Raw genomic sequence first — 441 nt, forward strand, 5'->3', positions numbered from 1 at the left:
TGAGCCCTTCCCGGAAAAACGGACACGAAAAACGCAGAAAAACGGAATGAATCATAGTTATTCTCGTGGATGCTCGTTCATGCAGCCTGAGCCGCCAGAAGGTTTTTCTCAAACTGTACGGGAGACACCCAGCCCAAGGCAGAATGTGGCCGGACGGAGTTATAGAAAGCCTCCAGATATGCAAATATATCGGCTTGCGCACTGGCCCGCGTTGGGTACTGCTTCAGGTGAATCAGCTCACACTTGAGGCAGCTGAAGAAATTTTCTGCGACAGCGTTATCGTATGGATCACCCTTACGGGACATGCTCTGCTGGATTCCGTAGGTCACCAACCGTTCCCGAAAGGCCCTGGCAGCGTACTGGACGCCCCGGTCACTGTGAAAAATCAGGCCTGTTGACGGCTTGCAGCGACGCACTGCCATGTCCAGGGCTGCCAGTGTC

The 441-nt window shown here is 54.0% G+C and carries 1 protein-coding gene; it reads right to left on the reverse strand.

Going from position 1 to position 441, the window contains the following annotated elements; all coding sequences use genetic code 11:
- Positions 1 to 77: 77 nt before the first annotated feature.
- Positions 78 to 441, reverse strand: a 364-nt coding sequence (locus tag ACTQ33_RS17160) for an integrase core domain-containing protein (protein ID WP_441465698.1), incomplete at its 5' end; no start/stop codon positions are given.

This window comes from Candidatus Avoscillospira sp. LCP25S3_F1 (genome assembly GCF_052117125.1).
Taxonomy (GTDB): Bacteria; Bacillota; Clostridia; order Oscillospirales; family Oscillospiraceae; genus Avoscillospira_A.